This window comes from Sphingomonas sp. LH128, assembly GCF_000293195.2.
In the GTDB taxonomy this organism is placed as follows: Bacteria; Pseudomonadota; Alphaproteobacteria; order Sphingomonadales; family Sphingomonadaceae; genus Novosphingobium; species Novosphingobium resinovorum_A.
The window spans coordinates 1-2,291 of record NZ_ALVC01000296.1; the positions used below are offsets into that span (position 1 = coordinate 1).

Here is a 2,291-nt window from a genome sequence, read left to right on the forward strand (position 1 = left end):
TGAGCTTGTCGAAGCCCTCCGGGGCACAGAACTTTACTGCCGGACTGGATCCGTCAGCCGCGCCATGATCGAGGCGACGTAGGCCCGGGTCTCGCGGATATTGGGAATGCCCCCGGCCTTGAGCACGCGGGCGGGACCGGCGTTGTAGGCCGCCAGCGCCTTTTCCAGATCGCCGCCGAAGGCATCGAGCTGCATGCGCAAGTAACGCGCGCCGCCTTCGAGGTTAGCCATGGGATCGGCGGGATCGACGCCCATCTGCGCGGCGGTGCCGGGCATCAGCTGGGCCAGCCCACGCGCACCGACGGGTGAGAGCGCCAGTTCGTTCCAGCGGCTTTCCTGCCAGACCACCGCTTCCAGCAGAGTCGGGCTGATGTCGTACTTGGCGGCTAGCTGGGCGACGCGCTCACGCCAGCGGGTCGGGCCTGCCGCGTCGAGTGCTTCGGTGATCGATTGCGGGTGCAGGCGGGAATCGACCTCCATCGGGGTCGATTCCACCTGCTCGGGTGCGCGAGCGACGGTGCTGCCGATGAAGCCCACGCCGGACGAGGGATCGACTTGCGCAAGATCGGACGTGGAGGGCAGGGTAGCGGGCCCCCCGGCGACCCATTCAGCCCCTGAATTGCCGATCTGCAGAACGTCTGCGCAGGCGATGCCGGGCATGGCCATGCAGGAAACGGCGACGAGCACCCCGAATGCCTCGATCCGCTTCATCGATTCGTGTCCCTCACCATGGCTGCCGTCCTACCGCATCCGCGAGATCGAGTCACACGCGGATGCGGTAGAGCCGGGTTACCGGATGCCCAGCGCGGTGCGGATCGAGCGCCAAGACAACAGCTTGAAGTTCTGCGCCTTGGGGGCGTTGTCGCCGTCCTGCGCCATGAACAGCCCTTCGGGATACTGCGGTCCGAAGTCGCCGAGCACGACTTCGATGCCGTCGGTATCGCTGGTGCCGCCGATGGCGCCCCCGTTGATACGGAAGCGGCCTGCGGGCTTGCCGGTGGCGAGATCAAACAGCGCATAGGCGTTGTCGCCCTGGCTGGAGGCGACGAGCCAGGCGCGGCCTTCGGCGTTGCGGGCGATGGCAAGGCCCTCGATGTCGTCGACCAGACCGTCCGCCTCGCCGACGCGGGCGTAGGAGGATGCGGTCAGCGTTGTCGGTGAGAGCGGCACCTTCCAGATCGCCACGTCCTCCTCGGCGACGTAGAGCGTCTTCGTCACGTCATCGACGACGCAGCCCTCGGACTGGGTCGCGAACTTGACGTCGCGCAAGTGCTCGGCCGCGATCTTGCCGGCCTTCTCGACGAGGCGGCTCTCGGCGACCGTACCGTCCTTGAGCACGACGTAGGCGCGGGCGAGTTCGCCCGCCGCGAGCGGAGCACCCATGCAGAAGCCGTAGGCCTCCGCCGGGGCATGGCCGGCGGGCAGGAACGTTCCGGAGCCGAGCACCGAGAGCTTGCCGGTCGCGCCGTCGAGGCCGAACAGGGCGATGCGCGGTTCGGCGCGGTCGGTACGATCGCTGGCGCCGACGAGGATGCGGGTGGAGCCGTCCGCCATGCGCACTTCGCGCAGGTCCGCGTTGTTGAGCGCACCGGCGGGCGAGAAGTCCTTCACCGTACCGTCGAGGCCGTAGACGTAGAGCCCCGCCTTCTTGTCGGTGCCCAGGATCAGGCTGGCGGCGGGATTCGCCGCATTGCGCCAGATCGCCGGATCGTCCGCCGCATCGGCATTGCCGGTGCCTACGGGCGCGGTCTCGCCTTCTGCCGGGATATCGGTGGCGGGATAGTAGGGACGTGGGGCCTCGGGGGCAGCGGTGCCGGGGGCGATGGTCGTCGTCGCGCAGGCGGAAAGCAGGAGGGCCGGGAGCAAAGCTCCCGACCCCAGCTTCACGACATCGATGATGCTCGTGAGGTTGCGCTTCATCAGAACGACATCCTTGCGCCGAACTTCACGGTCGAGCCGTACTCCTCGTACTGCAGCGCGCGCTTGGCGCCTGCGAGGTTCTGGTATGCGAAGTACTTGGCGTTGTTGACGTTCACCCAGTCCGCGAAGATCTTGATGTTGTCGGTCAGCTTGTACTTGGCCGAGAGGTCCAGCTGGAAGTGCTGGTTGACGGTGCGGTCGGTCTCGGCATCGTCGCCCACTTCGTCGAGGTACTTGTCGCGGAAGGTGCCGGCAGCGCGCAGGCTGATCGGACCCTTTTCGTAACCCAGCACGACGTTGAAGGTGTTCTTCGAGGCGTTGGGCAGATCGATGCGGCGTGCAAGGCCGTCACCGTCCAGCACCGTGCCGCG

Annotated in this window: 2 protein-coding genes and 1 pseudogene; all 3 read right to left on the reverse strand. The window is 67.2% G+C overall.

Translation table 11 applies throughout. The annotated features are described in order from the left end of the window. Window positions 1–33 precede the first annotated feature (33 nt). A complete protein-coding gene (locus LH128_RS21780) occupies window positions 34–711 on the reverse strand; it encodes a lytic transglycosylase domain-containing protein (RefSeq protein WP_008831851.1) in 678 nt (225 codons plus the stop codon). A gap of 78 nt (window positions 712–789) precedes the next feature. Continuing rightward, window positions 790–1,920, reverse strand: a complete 1,131-nt coding sequence (locus LH128_RS21785) for a phytase (RefSeq protein ID WP_008831852.1) — start codon at window positions 1,918–1,920, stop codon at window positions 790–792. After that, window positions 1,920–2,291: pseudogene (locus tag LH128_RS21790) on the reverse strand (TonB-dependent receptor); the annotation flags it as partial. The gene LH128_RS21785 and the pseudogene LH128_RS21790, both read right to left, overlap by 1 nt.

What these genes read in the sequence shown, in the direction of transcription:
- LH128_RS21780 (WP_008831851.1), bottom strand. Translation starts at nt 711, where the DNA reads ATGAAGCGGATCGAGGCATTCGGGGTGCTCGTCGCCGTTTCCTGCATG.
- LH128_RS21785 (WP_008831852.1), bottom strand. Translation starts at nt 1,920, where the DNA reads ATGAAGCGCAACCTCACGAGCATCATCGATGTCGTGAAGCTGGGGTCG.